Source organism: Flavobacterium sp. (assembly GCF_044348915.1).
GTDB lineage: Bacteria > Bacteroidota > Bacteroidia > Flavobacteriales > Flavobacteriaceae > Flavobacterium.
Genome location: NZ_JBIKRX010000061.1, coordinates 1 through 18,109 on the forward strand (window position 1 = coordinate 1; position 18,109 = coordinate 18,109).

An 18,109-nucleotide genomic window follows, 5' to 3' on the forward strand; every position below is an offset into this window, starting at 1 on the left:
AACCAAATTTTAAACTTCAAATTCCAAAAAGAAGGATTGGATTTTGGGATTTCAATTTTGGAATTTACATATTGTTATGAATTTGTTTTGAAATATAGTTTGTAATCTCATTTCGATCTACGAGGTAATCAAACCATTTTGTTTTTTCGTTTCGTTTGAACCAAGTCAGTTGGCGTTTGGCAAATCGTCGCGTGTTTTTTTTGATTTCCTCGATAGCAAATTCCAAACTGATTTTACCTTCAAAGTAAAGAAATAATTCTCTATATCCGACCGTTTGTAGCGCATTTAAGTCTTTATACGGAAATATTTTTTCGGCTTCTGCTAATAAACCTTCTTGCATCATAAGATCGACACGCAGATTGATTCGGTCGTAAATTACTTTTCTATCGGCTTCCAAGCCAATGAGAATAGGAGTAAAGTTACGAGTATTTTTCTTTTGATTCAAAAAGGAGGAATAGGGTTTTCCAGTTCCGATGCAAACTTCCAGAGCGCGCATCATTCGTTGTGGATTTTCTTTGGCAACAACTTCGAAATAATTGGGATCCAGTTTTTCTAATTCGGTTTGCAAATAATGTAAACCCAATTTTACATAATTCGATTTGACTTCCTCCCGAACCGAAGTCTCTATTTCGGGAAAATCGTCAAAACCTTTCAAAACGGCATCGACATACAAGCCAGAACCGCCAACCAGAACCGCATAATCATTGGTTAAAAACAATTCGTCAAGTTTGACAATGGCTTCTTTTTCGAAATCGCCCACGGTATAATTCTCTAAAATCGATTTGTTTTGTATGAAATGATGTCTTGCAGCCGCTAATTCTTCTGAAGTTGGTACAGCTGTGCCGATTTGCATTTCTTTGAAAAATTGTCGGCTATCGCAAGAAATAATCTCGCATTTGAAATGTTGTGCCAAAGCGATGCTTAAGGAAGTTTTTCCTATGGCTGTGGGTCCAACGATCGAAATAAGAAATTTCGCCATTCTAAAAATTTATAATCTTGATTGCTTTTGACTTACGCATATAACTTTGAATGATATTCTTGGCATCTCGATTGTTTTGCATTGGCGTAAGGATGTTATGCAAAATCGATGGGTTGGTAATTTGATAATTCAATTCATAAAAGGCAAAGCCTCTGTAAATTCCGTTTTCTATCAAGACAGCAGAGCGCTCGCCAATGCTACGCCCTTTGTCAATGAGAATCATATTCTGCGTTTTGTAATCCCATTCCTGAAGAAAAGTATGGACTCTAAGATTGTATTCCTCGGGAGAGATCTCTCCGATACAAGCACCATCACATTCTTTTATTCCGTATTGGAAACATTCTTTTTTGGTTTGATATAAACCAGTTAGTTTTTGACATAGGTGGTACTTGGTCGTAATATGAAATAGGGTGTTTTTTGCTTCTTGGAGCGACGAAAAGGAGGTGATTTCTTTTTTTCTCCCGTCGAATTTTTGAATTTTCAGGTTCAAGTAGCCATTTTTGTCTAGTTCGACGTACAGAGCTAACTGGAAAATGCTTTTACGTTGCGCGCGATTCAGGATGGGTTTATGAATTTTTATTTCTTCATTTTCTTTCAGTAGAGCAATGAGCTCACTGCCCGTTTCTTCGTAGGTAACGTCATAAACTTCGGTTTGAATCTTTTTGCATTTTGTAGTGTTTCCAGTAAAATGCTGATTGACTCTTTTTTTGATGTTGCGACTTTTGCCAATATAAATTAGGCCTCCTTTATCATTATGGATATAATAGACCCCAGTTCTTGATGGCATATTTTGTACAATATCTAATAATTTTGGAGCAATTCCTTTTTTGATTTCAGTTTTGATTAACTCCGTAACAATTGTTTTTTCAACATCTTTTTCAAGTAATAATTTAAAGAGTTTTACGGTGGCCATCGCATCTCCATTGGCACGATGTCTATCGGCCATAGGAATTCCCAAAGCTCGGACTAATTTACCTAAACTATGCGAAGGTTGCTCGGGCAACAATCGTTGCGAAAGTTCGACTGTACAAAGGGTTTTTGCATTGAAGTCATACCCCAAACGACGGAATTCAGTGCGTAAAATACGATAATCAAAATCGGCATTGTGGGCAACCAAAACACAATCGTTGGTCATCTGGATAATGCGTTTGGCTACTTCAAAAAATTTGGGTGCGGAGCTCAACATCGCGTTATTAATCCCAGTCAATTTCACTACAAACGGCTGAATCGGAATTTCAGGATTGACCAAACTGATGAACTGATCCACGATTTCGTGACCATCAAATTTATAGATGGCGATTTCTGTAATTCCTTCTTCGTTGAATTGTCCTCCGGTGGTTTCTATGTCGAGTATTGCGTACATTTTCAATATCAATTTCAACTATCAATGGCAATGGCAATGGCAATTTCAAAAATCAATAGCAATGTCAATTCTTAAAAATTGAAAATTGTAATTACCATTGTAATTGCTTTTGAAAACTCATTGCCATTGTAATTTATATTGAATTACTTTTTATTGTTAATCATTTTTGAGGCGATTGCGATAAGTTCTTCAACTTCCGTCAAAAGCCATTTTCTTTCTTCTAAATCTCCTGCTTTTATATAATCAAGAACTTTTAATGAATTTCTTGATTCTTTTAATTCTTTAACAGTTAGCGACACTTTGAAAACAAAATCCTTGTCAGTTATAGTGCCTTGCGCTTCGCCATAATTTAATGAAGAACTTCCAGACGATCTGATCAATTGATTTTTGTAATATTCAATTTCATACGACTTCTCTAATTTCCTAACAAAAAAAATACATTCGCCTGCAAAGCGAACCAAACGATCTTCAAAATTATAGATTTTGTCAAAATTAGATTCGTTGATTTCCATTTGTTTTTATTTCTTTATTGAAATTGCCATTGCTATTGCCATTGTCATTTATCGTCCCCCAAAGATACTACTTCCTATCCGAACCATCGTACTTCCGCATTCAATTGCGAGTTGGTAATCGCCGGACATTCCCATTGAAACAGTTTTCAGTTTGCAGTTTTCAGTTTGCAGTGATTGTAGCTTATCAAAAATTGATTTCAAATGGGTGAACTCTTTCTTGATTTGGGTTTGATTGTCTGTAAAAGTTGCCATCCCCATTAAACCAACAACTCGAATGTTATTCATCCCGTTTTTGTCATTAGCTTCGCTCTGTTCGGCTTTGCCTCGAGTCTGAACGAAGTGAAGAATCTCTGCTAATTCTTCTTCATCAAGACCAAATTTACTTTCTTCTTCGGCAATATAAACTTGCAATAAACAATCGATAATTCTATTGTTTTTTTTGGCTTGTTTGTTTATTTCTTCAAGTAATTTCAAACTGTCCACACCGTGAATCAAACTCACAAATGGCGCCATAAACTTGACCTTGTTCGTTTGAACGTGCCCAATCATATGCCATTCGATGTCTTTTGGCATTGCTTCCCATTTCTCGGCCATTTCCTGGATTTTGTTTTCTCCAAAAATGCGTTGACCCGCATCATAAGCTTCCATCAAATCGTTAATGGGTTTGGTTTTAGAAACGGCAACAAGAGTTACAGTTGATGGTAAAGTGGATTTTATTTTGAGGAGGTTTTGTGCTATTGACATATTAAATAAACTGTTTCGAAATTTTCTCCGCTTTCTTACTTTCACTATAATCATAAAAACCTTCACCCGATTTTACACCCAATTTTCCAGCGCGAACCATATTGACCAATAGAGGACAAGGAGCATATTTCGGGTTTTTGAATCCATCGTACATTACGTTTAAAATTGCCAAACATACATCAAGACCAATAAAATCAGCTAGTTGCAAAGGTCCCATTGGATGTCCCATTCCGAGTTTCATCACGGTGTCAATTTCATACACACCCGCTACTTTGTTGTAAAGCGTTTCGATGCCTTCGTTAATCATCGGCATCAAAATTCTGTTGGCTACAAAACCTGGATAATCGTTGACTTCAACAGGGGTTTTACCTAATTTTTCGGATAACGTCATAATGATTTTGGTTACTTCGTCACTCGTATTGTAACCTCGAATGATTTCGACCAATTTCATAATGGGCACCGGATTCATAAAGTGCATCCCGATAACGCGTTCCGGATGAGCCACAACAGCACCAATTTGTGTTATAGAAATTGAAGAAGTATTCGTTGCTAAAATCGTATTATGCGAACAAACTTCGTTCAATTGTTTGAAAATGTTGAGTTTTAATTCTACATTTTCGGTAGCAGCTTCGACCACTAAATCTACACCTACAACACCGTCTTTGATGTCAGTATAAGTGATGATATTATTGATGGTTTTGAATTTTTCTTCTTCGGAAATGGTTCCTTTGGCAACCATTCGGTCTAAATTGGCAAAAATAGTTGCCATTCCTTTATCTAATGATTTTTCGGAAACATCGATTAATTTTACAGTGAAACCACTTTGCGCAAAAGTATGTGCAATTCCGTTGCCCATTGTTCCTGCTCCGATGACGGCTATTGTTTTCATACTATACTGTTTGGATTAAAATTGAAGTATTTGTCTAGGTCTTCTTTAATTATTTCGAATTCATTTTCGTCGATATATTTGTTGGTATATAGCCAGATATATCTTTCATATTGAACATTGTACGGTAATATCGGATCAATCAAAAAGCACTTGTTTTTAAAATAAGCATTTCTTTTTTCGAAAAGGGTTTTAATAAAAATATCAATCTCTATTTTGTTTTTCTTGGAACAAATAAAATACAAGATTTTACTAGATTCAATATGTTTTTCTTCAAAACCTTTGTTGATGTCATTTAAGGCAAATGATAAGATAAGTGTTAAAGGGAAAATACCAGAATATACATAAATTAAATCAATTTTATAATTCTCAAAAAAAACAAAAAACAATAAAACAATATTTATAAAAATAGAAAAATATAGAAAAGCATCTTTTTTATCGCCTTTATTTCTAATAGTATAAATGTCATTCTTAATTTCCTCAAATGGAATTTTATATTCTAATTGGTGCTTTAATGTATTCAAATGAACAAATAAGGAATCCTCTAAAATCTCAAAAGATTGTTTTTGATTTCTATATTTTATTTCTAATTTGTTTTCCATTAAAAAAATTACTTCTTAAAGCAATCAATAATTTGATAAGCCACTCTCAATGCTTCAGTCGCTTGTTCCAAAGTTACGATAGGAGTAGTATCATTATTGATAGCGTCAGCAAAAGTTTCAAGTTCTTCTAGGATGGCGTTGTTTTGTTCCACATCGGGATTGGAGAAGTAGATTTGTTTTTTTACACCTTCCGCATTTTGTAGAATTATATCAAAATCTCCGGGAGTTTCAGGAGCGTCTTTCATTTTTACTACCTCACATTTTTTCTCTAGAAAGTCAACAGATATGTACGCGTCTTTCTGAAAGAAACGTGATTTACGCATATTTTTCATCGAAATGCGGCTCGCTGTTAAATTGGCGACACAACCGTTCTCAAATTCAATTCTGGCATTGGCAATATCAGGAGTTTCACTAATTACCGAAACTCCACTGGCGTGAATTTCTTTCACTTTTGAGTTTACCACGCTCAAAATGGCATCAATATCGTGAATCATCAAGTCGAGAACCACGGGAACATCCGTACCACGAGGATTGAATTCTGCCAAACGATGGGTTTCTATAAACATTGGTTTGTCAATCATATTTTTGGTGGCTTTGAAAGCAGGATTAAATCTCTCGACGTGACCTACTTGACCTTTGACGTTGTATTCTTTGGCCAAAGCGATGATTTCTTCAGCTTCGGCAACGGTATTCGAAATGGGTTTTTCAATAAAAACGTGTTTGCCGGATTTGATGGAAACTTTGGCACATTTGAAATGTGAAAGTGTGGGAGTCACGATATCAATTACATCGACAGCGTGGATTAAAGTCGCAATAGTATGGAATTGTTTATAGCCAAATTCCTTGGCGACTTTTTCTCCGTTTTCTTGATTTTCGTCATAAAAACCAACTAATTCATATTTTTCAGATTGTTGTAATAATCTTAAATGTATTTTACCAAGGTGACCAGCACCTAAAACTCCTACTTTTAACATAAAAAATGATTTTTAACAAATGTATAATTTATTTGCGTATTGTCTAAAATTTGTTCTTTAAAGTTTTGGAAATTGTTACTTGATTTTTGAAATATTTAAGTCTATTTTTACCAAAAAAAATCATTACAAATTTTGAAAAACACTGACAAACACCAAGGGCTTCGTAATCAATTAGTAAAACTTTTGAAAGAAAAAGGAATTACGGACGGCGCTGTATTGTCGGCTATAAATACTATCCCGAGGCATCTTTTTATAGATTCTAGTTTCGAAAATTTTGCCTATCAGGATAAAGCATTTCCTATTGATGCTGACCAAACTATTTCGCAACCTTATACAGTGGCTTTTCAGAGCCAACTTTTAGAAGTCAAAAAAGGCCAAAAAATTCTCGAAATTGGTACAGGTTCAGGTTATCAAACCGCTGTTTTGTGTTTGTTGGGGGCAACGGTTTACAGTATAGAAAGACAAGTAAAGTTGTTCAAAAAAACACAGAATTTATTACCCAAATTAGGTATAAGGCCCAAACATCTTTCCTTTGGAGATGGCTATAAAGGATTGGTGGAACACGCTCCCTTTGATAGCATCATTGTCACTGCGGGGGCTCCAATTATCCCGCAAGCATTGATGGCGCAGCTAAAAGTAGGAGGAAGGTTGGTCATTCCGTTGGGTGAAGAAACTCAGATTATGACGTTGCTTATCCGAATCAACGAAAAGCAGTTTGAAAAGCACGAATTCGGCGATTTTAAATTTGTGCCCTTGTTAGAGAATAGAAATTAAAGTAAATCCCATCTGGTTTTTTTCAACAAGATGGGATTTTTATTGACCAATAATTTCTAGATAGCGTTCTAAACAGTCTTTCTCGGTTTGAGCAATAAACAACAGAAAATCTTCTTTGTTGTTTTTGATTTGCGCGGCTTCTAATGCATAGTAATATTGCATTCTAGAATCATAATCGCCTTTAATATTGGCAATTACATAGCCGTTTTGTAGTAAAATAAGATTCATTGCCAAACGAGAAGTTCTGCCATTTCCGTCAATAAAGGGATGAATACTCACTAAGCGCTCGTGAAATTCTGCGGCCAAAACTATGGGATGCAAGGCATTTTTATGAGTTTCATACCATATGAAAAAATCTTCCATTTCTTTTGAAACCATAAAAGGTTGGGGCGGCATAAAGGTACTTCCTTTAATCATTACTTGAACTCGGCGATAACGACCGGCATCCTCAGGATTGATCCCACGGAGAATTAAATTGTGAATCGAAAGAATTTCTCTCTCATTTAGGATTGTGTTTTTCTCCATTAAATGTTTGATGTAAGCAATCGCTTCCTGATGATTAATAACTTCCAGGTGTTCTCGCATACTTTTTCCGGAAATGGTCAAACCTTCATTAATAACCAAATCAGTCTCCCGTAGCGTCATTGTGTTTCCTTCGATTCGATTGCTTTCAAAAGTGTATTCAAGTTCTAACGCCTGAGCAATTCTGTAGCTATCAAACTGACGAAATTGAGTTAGTTTTGCTTTTAGAGAATCTATTTCTTGGAGGAGGTTCGATAAATTTTTAGAAATTGTTTTGTTGATGCTAACGTAACTGTTCTCCATTTCTTCTCGAACTTGATTGATTGCTTTTAAGGCATAATCATCTTGCCCTATTTCGTAAAGAATTTTTTCTTTGAGCCAAGCAACCATCAACGTTTCAAAATCTATTTCTAATAACGAGGCTAATTTTATGACTTGGTCTCGCGTGGGCTTTCTTGAACCATTCTCAAATTTACTTATCAACGCTTGATCGATATCTAAAAGTTGAGCTACTTCTCTAGTTTTAAGTCCTTTTTTTTCTCTTGCATTTTTGAGTAGCGTTTTCATCTTTATTCGATTTGAATTAATTTGTCTTGACAAATTTAGTCATAATTCTGTAATAAAAAAAAATAATGCTCAATATTTTGAGCATTATTTTTTTTATTTCATAGCTGCTTCAGTGCTATTTTTTATTTTTTTGGAATAAAACCATCTTTTTTCATTTCTTGCATAACAGTAGCAATAACACTGTCAACCAATAGTCCAATATCCGATCCTGTAGTTGATTTTGTCGTTCCAGTCCAAATTAGTTTGTCTGATTTTAATGAAAACACATTGGTTTCGATTAAATATGAACTAGTTTCTTGGTAATATCCTGGGTCATAATATATAGGCGAATACATACCGTACCAGCCACCGAAGCCACCATAAGCTCCATATCCGCCGTACATTCCGCCATATCCACCATAATACATTGAAGTATTTGTGCCTGGCACATAGTTTGTTTCTTTTACAGTATCTACTAAACGCATTGTAACTACTGCATCAAAATTTTCGTCTTTCAGAATTTTTAATTTCTGATCTTTAGTTAAATCTAAACTTGTTCCATTCATCAGGGCATACGAAGAATGGAATTTAGGTCCAATTGAAGTGATTCTATTTTCGGTAATTCTTCTTGTGGCTTCATTTTTTACCAAAGCAACGACCATTATTTTTTTGTATTCAGTATTTGCATTTGAGGTGTCTGGATCTCTCCAACTGCTTACTATGGATGTTCCGCTGCTACAACTAGCTAGAACAACGACGATCAATGCAATAAAAAACTTTTTCATAATTATTTTTGTTTAGTATTAATTAGGGTAAAAATAGTAATTAAATCAGAAAATGACTGCGAAATCAATTAATTTTTAAAAAAATGCATTAAAATGATTTTTTGATACGGTCAAGATCGCGTTTTGTGTCTTGTTCTTTAAGCGATTCACGTTTATCGTAGGTTTTCTTTCCTTTGCAGAGTCCAATTTCCAGTTTAGCCATTCCTTTTTCGTTGGTAAACAATTTGAGCGGAACTATGGTCAAACCTTTGGCTTGAACACTTCGTGCCAATCCTTTCAATTCTCTTTTGTTTAGTAAAAGTTTACGTTCGCTTCTGGCTTTGTGGTTGAATTGGTTTCCAAAGGCATATTCTTCAATGTAAGTATTGATGGCGAAAAGTTCGGTTCCATTAAATTCGCAAAAGCTCTCGGTTATATTTGCTTTTCCTAAGCGAATTGATTTTATCTCGGTTCCAGCCAAAACGATTCCAGCCGTAAATTTTTCGATTATTTCATAATCAAAACGAGCTCTTTTGTTGAGTATGTTAATTGTTTTTAGCATCGGATGGCAAATGTAGATACAAATGTATGAAACACCAAAGAAATATATAAAAATGCCATAAATTTGTAGTATGGAAAATCTACAATCAAAAGATCCGCTTCACGGACTGACTTTACAAAGAATTTTGGAACAACTGGTCGATTTTTACGGATTCGATACTTTGGGCGAATTGATTAAAATAAACTGTTTTACAGCAAATCCAAGCATAAAATCGAGTTTAACTTTTTTACGAAAAACGGATTGGGCAAGAAAAAAAGTGGAAGACTTGTATATTAAAACGATTCCGAAATTGAAAGCTTAATTTAGGCGGTAAGAGATCATTAAACCACCGTTTATTTGAAGTCATGAATGCTTTAATGTAATTTTCGACATTGTCCTCGAAACGTCTACTAAACTTATCAAAGATGTTGAATTGTAGACACTACCTTGATTATATATTCTATTCATTAATAATAGAAAAGAAAGTAAATTAGCTTTTATTCAAAAGCGAATAAATGACAGTATCCAAAAACTGTCCCTCATAATACTCGTTTTCTATTAAATGAGCTTCTTTGACAAAACCGTTTTTTTGTAACACTTTCTCAGAGGCAGTATTTTCAGGAGCAATAATGGCTTCAATGGAATGGAGTTTCATTTCTTGAAAACCATATTTGACAACCTCGTTTATCGCTTCAGAAATAATTCCTTGCCCATGGTATTCAGGAAGAAGCATATAGCCAATTTCAGATCGATAATGTTCTGGTTTAATGCGGTAATGACCAATAATTCCAATGAGTTTTGGATTGTCTTTAAAAGTAATCGCCCAATTAATACCTTCGTTTGAATCAATTTTTTCATTAATCATGCTAATATGAGCCAAAGCATCTTCCTTGGTTTTAGCCAATGGTCTAGGAATATATTTCATCACCTCATGGTCAGAACGAAGGGCAAAAATCTCATCCACATCGTCATTTGCAAGACGTCTTAATTGTAATCGTTCCGTTTCAAGAGTAGGGAAAGGTGCAAAATTTATTTCCAACATAGTTATAAAATTTCGATGCTATAATTTGATTCGAAGGTGTTATTTCTTTCTAAAAGCTGAATTCCCTCTTTCTTTGCAAAATCATCATACCTATCTAAAGTGTCAGAATAACCAAACCAAGGTTCAATACATAAAAAAGGAGCGTTTTTGACAGTCCAAATTCCTAAATTTGGGAAATCGGAGAAATTTACCTTAAGAAGTGGTTTTGTATTTTCTAAAATGGTGATTGATTTCGATTTTAATGTTTTGAAAACCAAAGCGTCCTTTTCGAAAAGTTGATAATTCAAAGCAAGTTGGCGATTATTTAGAGCAAGCTCATTTGTAGTATTCGAAATTAAACCCTCTTCAAGTAAATGATAGTTTAATACTTCCTGTTGCTGAAATTCAAGACTATAGTTTTCGAAATTGCCAAGCAAGGACAATGCCGGATGCGCTCCTATAGAAAAAGGCAACCTTTGTTCGCTTGTATTGATTACTTTATAATCGATGTTTAGTTTCTTTTCATCAAGTGAATAGCAAATTTGTAATTCAAAATCAAAAGGATATACTTTTTTTGTTTCTATTGACGAAGTCAAGGAAAAAGTGGCACTGTTTTCTGTTTTTTCAATTAGGTTGAATTCCATTTCTCTTGCAAAACCGTGCCTTGATAAATGATATTCTTGTTCGCCATATTGATACCTGTTGTCCCTTAATGTACCAACTATTGGAAACAAAATAGGAGAATGCTTGCCCCAAAAAATTGGGTTTCCTTCCCAAATGTGCTCTTTGTTTTCATTATTTTTCAAAGAACATAATTCTGCTCCTAAATGTTTTATTTGCGCCGTAAGAATTGAATTAGAAATTGTAGATGTCAAAATAGTAGCCAATTAAATTAATAAGTTTTTATGGATGTAAATATATTTCATAAATTTTGAATAGCGTAATAAATAGTGCTAATCCTAATAATTGATAAAATTAAGTCAAAATACAACGTTTACTTTTAGTACTAAGTTTATTTTTCATTAATTTGTCTTTGAAAAATTTACAAAATGAAAAACTTCTCGTTCAAAGCTTCAATTCAAATGATTTTTTTATTGGTGATTTCGACCTTGTGGTCGCAGCAAAACACCAATTCTTCGTCAAATAATGCTATTTCAAAATACGATTATAATGAAGCTTTTGGTCCGTTTTTTTATACTAAAAACGGAACTAATACCCGTTCGGCCAGCGGTCAACCGGGACCAGAATATTGGCAAAATAGAGCGGATTACCAGCTTTCGGCCAAATTAGATGATGAGACTAACGAAATTTCAGGCTCTAGCATCATAACCTATACCAATAATAGTCCGGACAAAATGTCTTTTTTGTGGATGTATTTGGATCAGAATTTGTTCAAGAATGATTCACGAGGAAATGCTTTAGTCCCTTTGACTGGCAGTCGAAACGGTGCTCAAGGTCAACAGTTTGATGGAGGTTTTAAAATAAAGTCAGTCAAAATTATTAGCGCTAATAAAGGAGTTTCTTCTGAAAAAGAAGCAAAGTATATAATTACGGATACTCGGATGCAAGTTTTTCTTCCGCAGGAATTGAATGCAAAAGGAGGTAAAATCAAAGTAAAAGTTGATTTTTCTTTTATTTCACCAATCGAAGGTTCGGACCGAATGGGAGTTTTAGGAACGAAATATGGTAAAATTTTCAGTGCGGCTCAATGGTATCCTAGAATGTGTGTTTATGATGATATTGCAGGATGGAATACGAATCCATACTTGGGTGCTTCGGAATTTTATCTTGAATATGGGGACTTCGATATCAACATTACTGCACCATCGAATCATTTTGTGGTTTGTTCGGGTGAATTGGTAAATTCAAAAGAAGTGTATAGTGGCGAACAACAAAAACGATGGGAGCAAGCCTCAAAGAGCGATAAAACCGTGATTATTCGTTCTGCAGAAGAGGTTAAAAACGCTTCTAACTCCGTTTCGAATACCAATAAAACTTGGCATTTTGTGATAAAAAATGCTCGTGATGCCTCTTGGGCTTCGTCCGCAGCTTTTATTTTGGATGCTGCTAAAATCAATTTGCCAAGTGGAAAAAAATCAATGGCAATTTCGGCTTATCCTGTTGAAAGTGATGGAAATCAAGCTTGGGGACGTTCGACCGAATACACTAAAACTTCTATTGAAAATTATTCAAAGCGATGGTTTGAATACCCTTATCCAGCGGCGACCAATGTAGCAAGTATAGCAGGCGGAATGGAATATCCTGGTATTGTTTTTTGTGGGTATAGTGCAAAAAATGCCGATTTATGGGGAGTTACAGATCATGAGTTTGGTCATATTTGGTTCCCAATGATTGTAGGTTCTAACGAACGCTTATTCGCTTGGATGGATGAAGGTCTGAACACATTTATCAATTCATTGAGTTCAGTTGATTTTGATAAAGGTGAATATAAAAATCAAGCGGAAGATCTGCATCTGTTTGCCGAAAAGTATACTAACCCAAGTCTGGAACCAGTCATGAGTTCACCTGATAATATGAAAGAGGCCAATATAGGTACTTTAGGTTATTCAAAACCCGGGGCTGCAATGATAGTTTTAAGGGAACAGGTTTTAGGTCCCGAACGATTTGATTTGGCTTTCCGAAGTTATGTAGAACGTTGGGCATTCAAACATCCCGCACCAGACGACTTTTTCAGAACCATGGAAAATGTGGCTGGTGAAGATTTGTCTTGGTTTTGGAGAGCTTGGTTTGTTAATAATTGGCGTTTAGATCAAGGAATTACTAACGTAAAATATGTCAATAATAATCCAAAGTTGGGAGCTTTAATCACCATTGAAAATTATGAAAAAATGGCAATGCCTGTCATAATAGACATTAAAACCAACAGCGGGAAAGTTACACGAGTTAAATTGCCTGCTGAAATTTGGCAGCGAAATGTAAATTGGACTTTCAAACACAATTCTACAGAGGAAATAGACAGTGTCATCATCGATCCAGATCACGTTTTTCCAGATTGCAACGAAAAAAATAATAGTTGGAAAGCGAAGTAAAGCCAAAATAAATAACCGCAAATGCGCAGATTAATAATTTGCGCATTTGCGGTTATTTATTCCAATTATAAAGTTTATTCCGGAATTTGTTGGCTTAAGCAATGTAAAGTTCCAAATCCCCAAATCAAATCTATAGCATTGATTCCGATGATTTCTCTATCTGGGAAACAATCAGAAATAATATTCAAAGCAATTCTATCATTGGCATCGTTGAATGTCGGAACCACAACACATTGGTTCAAAATCAGGAAATTAGCATAACTAGCCGGCAATCGCAGTCCATCAAAGTCGATGCGTTTTGGCATTGGCAATTCCACTATTTTGGGAGATTTACCGTTTTCTAACTTCGCATTTTGCAAGCGTTGTAGGTTGTCTTGCAAAGGTTTGTAATTGGCATCTTTTGGATCTGATTCTACAATGGTCACAATAGTGTCCTCGTTTACAAAACGACACAAATCGTCGATATGACCGTGAGTATCGTCGCCTTCGACACCGTCTCCTAACCAAATTACATTGGTAATTCCCAGATATTCTTTGAAAACTGCTTCGTAATCGGCTTTGGTGAAACCGGAGTTTCTAACTTGTATGTTTGGATGCATCAAACATTCTTCCGATGTGAGTAGCGTTCCTTTTCCGTTGACGTCGATTGCTCCACCTTCTACAATTACCGGTTTTCCTTTATAAACCACTTGAGTTACAGGAAGCTTTAGAAATTCGCCGACTTTTGCAGGAACGTGTTTGTCTAAATTGATGTTTTTGTATTTTGCCCAACCGTTAAAATTGAAATTCAAAGCCTCTCTTGTGGTTCCGTTTTGAACTACAATCGGACCTGAATCGCGCATCCAGCTTCTGTTGGTTTTATGAATGATGAAAGAAACCTTGTTCATAGACACAGTGGCGGTTTCCAACATTTCTGAAACTTTAGTTTTTAGTTTTTCATCCGCAACGATCAAAAAAACCTTTTCGAAAGTGGCCACTTTTTTGATAAATTCTACAAATGCCCATTGAATGGCTTCGTATTTACCCGGCCAATCGTTCCCATTATGTGGAAAACACAATAAAATTCCTTCTTGTTTTTCCCATTCGGCGGGGAATCTTCTATTGGAAATATTCATAACTAGTCGATTGCTCTTTTAGTAATATCTCCAAAAGCATCAATTCTACGGTCTCTAAAGAAAGGCCAGTTCTGACGCACATTTTCTTGTAGATTCAAATCGACTTCGGCTATCAAGATTTCTTCTTTATCGTGAGAGGCTTGCGCTAAAATTTCACCTTGTGGTCCTGCAATAAAGGAAGAGCCCCAAAATTGAATTCCAGCAGTTCCTTCGATATATTGTTCCAATCCAATTCTATTAGCAGCAGCAACATAAACACCATTCGCTACAGCGTGACCTTTCATCACGTTCATCCAAGCACCGTGTTGGTTTTCGCCATATTGCTCTTTTTCTAATGGATGCCAACCAATAGCTGTTGGATAAAATAACACATCGGCACCTTGCAATGCTGTCAAGCGAGCCGCTTCTGGATACCATTGATCCCAACAAATTAGCGTTCCAATTTTTCCTTTTTGGGTAGGGAAGGCCTTGAAACCCAAATCTCCCGGTGTGAAATAGAATTTTTCATAAAAATGCGGATCATCTGGAATGTGCATTTTACGATACAGTCCAGCTTCCGAACCATCGGTGTCGATGATGTAAGCGCTGTTGTGGTAAATTCCAGCCATTCTTTTTTCGAAGAATGGAACAATGATTACGACTCCCAATTCTTTTGCCAAAGCACTAAAAGCAATGAACGAAGTGCTGTACAAGGGTTCTGCCAAAGCAAAATTATCTACGTCTTCGCTTTGACAAAAATAGTGACTGCTGTATAATTCGGGTAAGGAAATTACTTCCGCACCTTGACTGGCGGCATCTCGAACCCAAGATAAACATTTTTTAAGGTTGTTTTCGGCAACATCGTTCAGATTCAATTGAATAACCGCTATTTTGTATTTCTTCTTTGACATAAGGGAAAAAATTTTAGAGTGCAAAAATAGTGATTTTTATAAAGAGTGAAAGCTATGCGGTTTGCATTTTTTTATTTTCACTATTGATTGTCTTCTTCTAAATCGTTATGGTGGTCTCCGCCTATGCTGTAAAAATTGTTTTCTTCGTCCTCACTACCTATGTCTTCTTGTTCGTCATCTAGGTCTGAACCCGGCACGTCTAATTTGTCTCCAGGGTTTTCTAAGTCGGTGTCTCTTTCATACCATTCAGGATCTTCATCAATTACTAGAGGCTTTTTTTTAGAAATATCTTCTGGATCGATATCAAATTCTTTGACAAATTGATTGTAAGTATCATTTTTTTGAGGATATTTTGGATAACCATCTTTGTTTAAGATAATCTCATTCTTGTCGTTTGGTAAATTCTCTTTATTTTTCATTTGATAGTTGTTTAGGATATATGATATTTTCGTGAAGTTTCTTTTTCATATCATTATATTCTGATTCTGTGATATCACCTATAATTAATCGTTTTTTTAATAGGTTATTAGCTGATTGTTTTTCTAGTTTTTGATTAATGCTTTCAAATGGCATCAAAAAAATCAAAAAAAGTAGAATTATCCCTAATCCCCACCAAATAATATTCATTCCGTAATAATAATTTGTATAGTCCATATTTTTTGTGTTAAATAGTTTTTATTAAAAACGGGGCTATACAAACTTGAGCCTATTGAGTAGTTTTGTTGTTATATAATATTGTAGTAAAGTTTCAATATTTACATATAATTTATGTAACAGTCTCATTTAGAGTTGATAGAAAAACAACTTTAAAAAAAAAGCCTGAAATACATCAGGCTTTAGAGTATATAAGTAAATTGTTTGAAAGATTGTTAGGAGTTTAAAACATCTGCTATTTGTGACAATTATTTCTATTCAATATATTTTATACTATTTTTATGCGTTTACAATTTTACAGCTCCTTTTGGAACGGTTTCGCTAATGGTTGTCGTTTTAGAATAATCTACTTTTTGAGAAGAAACTAATTCGATTTTTTCGCTAGCAGCTCCGTTAATGTTGACTGCATTGGGAGAAGTCGAGTTGAATTCCACGTTTTTTAAGGAAACATTTTTACCATTATAGATGTCAAAAATGGTACTTTCTTTGATGTCCAATTTGATATTACTAAGTTTGATTCCTTTAGCATCAATGATAGAAAAACCTTTATCAGCTTTTCCAATCAAGTTGGAAATTTCGATGTTTTCCAAGTTCATTTCAGGCAAACCTTGCAAAAACACGGCTTGATAAGCTCCTGCAATAGTGATGTTTTTGATACTAATATTTTTGAATTGAGGTGTTTTTTCATCAACTGGAACTACATCGGTTTTAATTTTATTTCCGCCTTCGGCCAAAGTTTCAGCTATTGACTTTCCTCCATAATACAGGTCGAAAGAAATGGCTTGCGAGGGAATATCGGTCATATAAATATCCGAGATAAAAACATTTTCGACCACCCCACCACGTCCGCGGTTACTTTTAAAACGCAAACCAACGTCGGTTCCCATAAATGAACAATTTGAAACGTGCAAATTCTTTACACCGCCAGACATTTCACTACCTACAGTAACTCCGCCGTGTCCGTGATAAACGATATTGTTTCTTATGATCACATTTTCGCAAGGAATTCCACGATCGCGACCGTCTTTGTCTTTTCCTGATTTGATGCAAATGGCATCATCACCTACATCAAAAGTGGAGTTTTCGACCAAAACATTTTTGCATGATTCCACGTCAAGACCATCTCCGTTTTGAGAAAACCAAGGATTGCGAATAGATACATTGCGAACAATTAAATCTTCAATCATTAATGGATGGATATTCCAAGCAGGAGAGTTTTGGAATACGGGCCCGTCAAATAATACTCTTTTACTGTTTTGAATGCTGACCAATACTGGACGAAGAAAATCGTGAATGGCTTCAAATTCTTCTTTGGTTTTTAAATCTAGTCGAATATTTTGGTCAGCACCTATAGCTGCTTTCATGAATGTTTCCGATGGATACCAAATGTCTTTTTTTTCGTTAAGCACTCCGCCAGAGGCTACAAATTTTTTCCACTGATTTTCGGTTAGTTTGCCTTTTTTGACTTGTCTCCAAACCTCGCCAGAACCATCCCAAACTCCTTTTTCTGTGAAGGCTACGTTCTCCAAGTTTTTTCCGTAAAGAGGAGAGATGCAACGCCAGGTATTTAATCCTTCAAAACTGGTTTCTACTAATGGATATAAACTTTTATCGGTTGAAAATTTTATTAAAGCTCCTGCTTGAGCATGTAATTCGATATTGCTTTTCAAAATAATTGGACCTGTAAGCCAAATTCCTGGAGGAATAATTACTTTTCCGCCCCCCTTTTTAGACACAGCTGCAATAGCATCTGCAAAGGCTTTTGAGTTTAAAACCGTTCCGCCATTTACAGCACCAAAATCTTTGATATTTACTGTATTTTTAGGAATTATTGGCTCTTTGACTTTGTTCATTTTAAATTCAATGCCTTTGTAGGTTTCATTGGATTTTGAGTTTTGAGCGATACTATCTTTCGACCAGCTTATTACTAATACTGTCAAAATGATGCATAAGAAGTTGATTGGGTTTGTTTTCATTCTTAATTTTTTTGTTGTAAAATCGCCTTAAAAATTTTCATAATTTAATAATGCAATCGATTACTCAAAAGTATTTAGTCATTCCTTAAGAACCCACTTTTTGAGTTTTTAGATTTTTTACCAAAAATACATCTGCAAAAATAAGCAGTAAAAATTCGAGCCAAAGAACAATTTGCTCTTTGATTTGGTTGAATCG

Annotated in this window: 20 protein-coding genes; 3 read left to right on the plus strand and 17 right to left on the minus strand. The window is 35.1% G+C overall.

The features are described from left to right. Nucleotides 1–64: 64 nt before the first annotated feature. From miaA to ACIQ1E_RS10445, 7 genes are all read right to left on the minus strand, one after another. Entirely contained in the window at nucleotides 65–979 is a 915-nt protein-coding gene (gene miaA / locus ACIQ1E_RS10415) for a tRNA (adenosine(37)-N6)-dimethylallyltransferase MiaA (RefSeq protein ID WP_396171234.1), read from the minus strand. A 1-nt stretch (nucleotide 980) separates the two neighbouring features. Continuing rightward, nucleotides 981–2,342: an exonuclease domain-containing protein gene (locus ACIQ1E_RS10420; RefSeq protein WP_396171236.1), complete on the minus strand. Its 1,362-nt coding sequence runs from the start codon at nucleotides 2,340–2,342 to the stop codon at nucleotides 981–983. 143 nt (nucleotides 2,343–2,485) lie between these two features. Then, complete coding sequence (locus tag ACIQ1E_RS10425) at nucleotides 2,486–2,854, minus strand: four helix bundle protein (protein ID WP_396171238.1); 369 nt, start codon at nucleotides 2,852–2,854, stop codon at nucleotides 2,486–2,488. Between the two features lie 48 nt (nucleotides 2,855–2,902). Then, nucleotides 2,903–3,598 (minus strand): YggS family pyridoxal phosphate-dependent enzyme, encoded by a 696-nt coding sequence (locus ACIQ1E_RS10430; protein WP_396171240.1) that lies wholly within the window; start codon nucleotides 3,596–3,598, stop codon nucleotides 2,903–2,905. A 1-nt stretch (nucleotide 3,599) separates the two neighbouring features. Continuing rightward, nucleotides 3,600–4,487 carry a 3-hydroxyacyl-CoA dehydrogenase family protein gene (locus ACIQ1E_RS10435; RefSeq protein WP_396171242.1) on the minus strand — a complete coding sequence of 296 codons (888 nt, stop codon included), beginning with the start codon at nucleotides 4,485–4,487 and terminating at the stop codon, nucleotides 3,600–3,602. After that, nucleotides 4,484–5,086 (minus strand): hypothetical protein, encoded by a 603-nt coding sequence (locus ACIQ1E_RS10440; protein WP_396171244.1) that lies wholly within the window; start codon nucleotides 5,084–5,086, stop codon nucleotides 4,484–4,486. The genes ACIQ1E_RS10435 and ACIQ1E_RS10440 overlap by 4 nt, the downstream gene beginning before the upstream one ends. 8 nt (nucleotides 5,087–5,094) lie before the next feature. Beyond that, complete coding sequence (locus ACIQ1E_RS10445) at nucleotides 5,095–6,060, minus strand: Gfo/Idh/MocA family protein (RefSeq protein ID WP_396171246.1); 966 nt, start codon at nucleotides 6,058–6,060, stop codon at nucleotides 5,095–5,097. Nucleotides 6,061–6,192: 132 nt separating this feature from the next. Here ACIQ1E_RS10445 and ACIQ1E_RS10450 point away from each other — a divergent pair, with 132 nt between their 5' ends. Further along, a complete protein-coding gene (locus tag ACIQ1E_RS10450) occupies nucleotides 6,193–6,834 on the plus strand; it encodes a protein-L-isoaspartate(D-aspartate) O-methyltransferase (protein WP_396171248.1) in 642 nt (213 codons plus the stop codon). 39 nt (nucleotides 6,835–6,873) lie between these two features. On the opposite strand, the gene ACIQ1E_RS10455 is transcribed toward ACIQ1E_RS10450, so the two are convergent. The 3 genes from ACIQ1E_RS10455 to smpB form a co-directional block, all read right to left on the minus strand. After that, on the minus strand, nucleotides 6,874–7,923 hold the full coding sequence (locus ACIQ1E_RS10455; RefSeq protein ID WP_396171250.1) for a Fic family protein: 1,050 nt from the start codon (nucleotides 7,921–7,923) through the stop codon (nucleotides 6,874–6,876). 122 nt (nucleotides 7,924–8,045) lie between these two features. Next, nucleotides 8,046–8,687 carry a hypothetical protein gene (locus ACIQ1E_RS10460; protein WP_396171251.1) on the minus strand — a complete coding sequence of 214 codons (642 nt, stop codon included), beginning with the start codon at nucleotides 8,685–8,687 and terminating at the stop codon, nucleotides 8,046–8,048. A gap of 88 nt (nucleotides 8,688–8,775) precedes the next feature. Then, entirely contained in the window at nucleotides 8,776–9,228 is a 453-nt protein-coding gene (smpB, locus tag ACIQ1E_RS10465; RefSeq protein ID WP_103806326.1) for an SsrA-binding protein SmpB, read from the minus strand. 70 nt (nucleotides 9,229–9,298) lie between these two features. Here smpB and ACIQ1E_RS10470 point away from each other — a divergent pair, with 70 nt between their 5' ends. Continuing rightward, entirely contained in the window at nucleotides 9,299–9,529 is a 231-nt protein-coding gene (locus ACIQ1E_RS10470) for a VF530 family DNA-binding protein (RefSeq protein ID WP_396171252.1), read from the plus strand. A 168-nt stretch (nucleotides 9,530–9,697) separates the two neighbouring features. Here ACIQ1E_RS10470 and ACIQ1E_RS10475 read toward each other — a convergent pair whose 3' ends face one another. Further along, nucleotides 9,698–10,249 (minus strand): GNAT family N-acetyltransferase, encoded by a 552-nt coding sequence (locus ACIQ1E_RS10475; protein WP_396171253.1) that lies wholly within the window; start codon nucleotides 10,247–10,249, stop codon nucleotides 9,698–9,700. Between the two features lie 2 nt (nucleotides 10,250–10,251). Further along, a complete protein-coding gene (locus ACIQ1E_RS10480) occupies nucleotides 10,252–11,103 on the minus strand; it encodes an aldose 1-epimerase family protein (RefSeq protein WP_396171254.1) in 852 nt (283 codons plus the stop codon). A gap of 174 nt (nucleotides 11,104–11,277) precedes the next feature. Between ACIQ1E_RS10480 and ACIQ1E_RS10485 the strand changes: the two genes are divergently transcribed. Next, a complete protein-coding gene (locus ACIQ1E_RS10485; protein ID WP_396171255.1) occupies nucleotides 11,278–13,278 on the plus strand; it encodes a M1 family metallopeptidase in 2,001 nt (666 codons plus the stop codon). A gap of 74 nt (nucleotides 13,279–13,352) precedes the next feature. Here the strand turns inward: ACIQ1E_RS10485 and ACIQ1E_RS10490 are convergent, their stop codons facing one another. The 5 genes from ACIQ1E_RS10490 to ACIQ1E_RS10510 form a co-directional block, all read right to left on the minus strand. Continuing rightward, entirely contained in the window at nucleotides 13,353–14,393 is a 1,041-nt protein-coding gene (locus ACIQ1E_RS10490; protein WP_396171256.1) for an agmatine/peptidylarginine deiminase, read from the minus strand. 2 nt (nucleotides 14,394–14,395) lie between these two features. Next, a complete protein-coding gene (locus tag ACIQ1E_RS10495) occupies nucleotides 14,396–15,283 on the minus strand; it encodes a carbon-nitrogen hydrolase (protein ID WP_396171257.1) in 888 nt (295 codons plus the stop codon). 80 nt (nucleotides 15,284–15,363) lie between these two features. Next, on the minus strand, nucleotides 15,364–15,702 hold the full coding sequence (locus ACIQ1E_RS10500) for a hypothetical protein (protein WP_396171258.1): 339 nt from the start codon (nucleotides 15,700–15,702) through the stop codon (nucleotides 15,364–15,366). After that, entirely contained in the window at nucleotides 15,692–15,937 is a 246-nt protein-coding gene (locus ACIQ1E_RS10505) for an SHOCT domain-containing protein (RefSeq protein ID WP_396171259.1), read from the minus strand. The genes ACIQ1E_RS10500 and ACIQ1E_RS10505 overlap by 11 nt, the downstream gene beginning before the upstream one ends. A gap of 287 nt (nucleotides 15,938–16,224) precedes the next feature. Further along, nucleotides 16,225–17,913 carry a glycoside hydrolase family 28 protein gene (locus tag ACIQ1E_RS10510; RefSeq protein ID WP_396171260.1) on the minus strand — a complete coding sequence of 563 codons (1,689 nt, stop codon included), beginning with the start codon at nucleotides 17,911–17,913 and terminating at the stop codon, nucleotides 16,225–16,227. Between the last annotated feature and the right edge of the window lie 196 nt (nucleotides 17,914–18,109).